At 39.4% G+C, this 2,093-nt stretch carries 2 protein-coding genes; one reads left to right on the top strand and one right to left on the bottom strand.

Annotated elements, in window-relative coordinates; translation table 11 throughout:
* Window positions 1-993: 993 nt before the first annotated feature.
* Window positions 994-1,845, top strand: a complete 852-nt coding sequence (locus tag ABWV45_RS15440; protein ID WP_353352616.1) for an alpha/beta hydrolase family protein — start codon at window positions 994-996, stop codon at window positions 1,843-1,845.
* Between the two features lie 37 nt (window positions 1,846-1,882).
* Here the strand turns inward: ABWV45_RS15440 and ABWV45_RS15435 are convergent.
* Window positions 1,883-2,093: transposase (locus ABWV45_RS15435; RefSeq protein ID WP_502914691.1), on the bottom strand; the 211-nt coding region annotated here is incomplete at its 5' end.

The raw sequence follows: 2,093 nt of genomic DNA, 5'->3' as shown, positions 1-2,093 counted from the left end.
CGAATAATGTAGATTCTGCATTAGCTGCACAAACACGACGTGTATCTAGTGATATAACATCACGCGACGGTATATTAAGATAAACGGTCCCACGACGTGTATCCCCGAAATCAGGCATGATTAAGCTGATAATCAGTTAAAAGTACCAGTTACAAAAAATGGTAAGAAAATGAATAGGTTGCGAGAGTACAAATGCTCAAGTGCGACGTAAAAAAGGCACACAGAATTGACGCGACTATGCTGTATACCCCATGATTGCAGAATCACAAAAGAATGTTTGGCGTAAAATATCCCAACAAGTACGTCACCATAAAATACGTCATGCGACGTTGAATAAACTGTTAGAACTCAAGGGAAGATATGACACAGATAACTTATTTAGCGGTTTTCATTAGACTGTTTTCGGTATTTCTTTTTCTTTATAGCCTTAGGCAATTGGGAACCGTAATTGAGTTTGTTCTATTTGGAACATACGGAGGTCTTGGCGCGACGATATTCGTTCCGATATTATCAAGTGTGCCCTGGCTTGTTACCTCAATTATTCTTTGGTTTTTCCCTACTGTTATTTCAAAGAAAATAATCGGATCTTCTGATGATAAAGTAGAGGCCTCTTTATCCGCCAAATCGCTTTTATCGGTGCTCTTGTCAGGGCTCAGTGTATATTTTCTTTATTATGCGTTGGTAGATTCGATATATTGGTTCTCTTATTGGCGGCTTCTGCCGCAACAAGCTGAGATATCCTGCAACAATGAGTGCCCATAGTATTGCAAATGTATATGCAACCATTTTCGAAGTGGTGGCTTCTTTGTGTATTTTACTAAATTCCAAAAAGCTAGCTAGCAGCATTCGAAATTTCGGTGGGTAAAGTTCTAACAAGGCAGTCAAATTGACAGCTATTCCGTCGCTTGTTTTGGTGGCGGTCGCTACGCTGCCACCAAAACAACCAACTACATAGCTGCAATTTACTGCGGCGTTATGTACCTTCGGTGAATCATGCGTAAATTATTATTTTTTATTGGGCTATGCCTGTCATTATCTCTAAATGCTGAAGTTATCCAAAAGAGAAATAATGAAGGTGATCACTTTGTTTATATTCCTGATGAAACTCCAAAAAACATTCTAGTTATTGCTCACGGTATGTTATCCAAAATAGATAAAGCTTCAGATGTCGCAAAGAAATATATATCACGTTGGGTTAAATATGCCGATAAACATGGATTATTATTAATTGCTCCTGTTTTCGATACGTCACGTTTTGGAAACCTAGGTGGCGGTTTTGGTGGATATAGGAACTTATTTGGTAAATTCGTCCCCGCTGATGAGTTTGTTAATAAACTTGTAAGTCGTTATTCATTTCAAACTAGCTCAGGTAGTAAACGTTTTTATTTATACGGTCACTCCGCCGGTGGACAGTTTGTTAATAGGTATGTTGTTACTCATCCTGACAAGGTAATCCATGCGGTTGTCAGCGCAGCAGGCCGATATAGTTACCCAACAACATCGAGTAAATGGCCATATGGCGCAGGAAATTTGTCTAAGAATTTAAAGTGGAAGGACGGTAGTAAGAATAGAGTTTTTATCTCTAAATCACTAAGAAATTACGCTTTAGCAGCGAACAAAGTTTCAATCGTTATAGGGAGTAAAGACATAAAGAGTCAACCTAAAAGGCCTGCACACAGCGGTAATACTCGCATAGAAATTGCAAAAAGTTGGGCGCTCGAAATGAATAAAAACGCAAAACGCTATGGGGTTAACGGAATTGTTAACGTAAACGTAATTCAAGGAATTGGTCATAGTTCTTCAGCGCTTACTCCACATTGTGCTAACGTTCTGTTTGGTGGTTAAGGTACCTAGTATCAAGTTTGAAGTGCGACAATAATCATTAAATCTCATGGTACATTTCCTCTGGTGTTTTGTAGTTGAACCGCTTCCTCGGCCGACTGTTAATTTGTGCTGCGATCTGATCGCAGCGTTGCTGAGTTATACTAGCCATACTCTCAGTCTTTGGTAAGTACTGACGAATCAGTCCATTCACGTTTTCATTACTGCCTTGCACCCAAGAATGATAAGGATTGGATTCATCGAGCGATACC

The organism is Oceaniserpentilla sp. 4NH20-0058 (genome assembly GCF_040371755.1).
Lineage (GTDB): Bacteria > Pseudomonadota > Gammaproteobacteria > Pseudomonadales > Oceanobacteraceae > Bermanella.
The sequence above is the reverse complement of the archived record's forward strand: the minus strand, read 5'-3'. Positions and strand labels throughout refer to the sequence as shown.

Excerpts from the sequence above, each read along its gene's own strand:
- ABWV45_RS15440 (WP_353352616.1), top strand. The coding sequence starts at position 994 with ATGCGTAAATTATTATTTTTTATTGGGCTATGCCTGTCATTATCTCTA.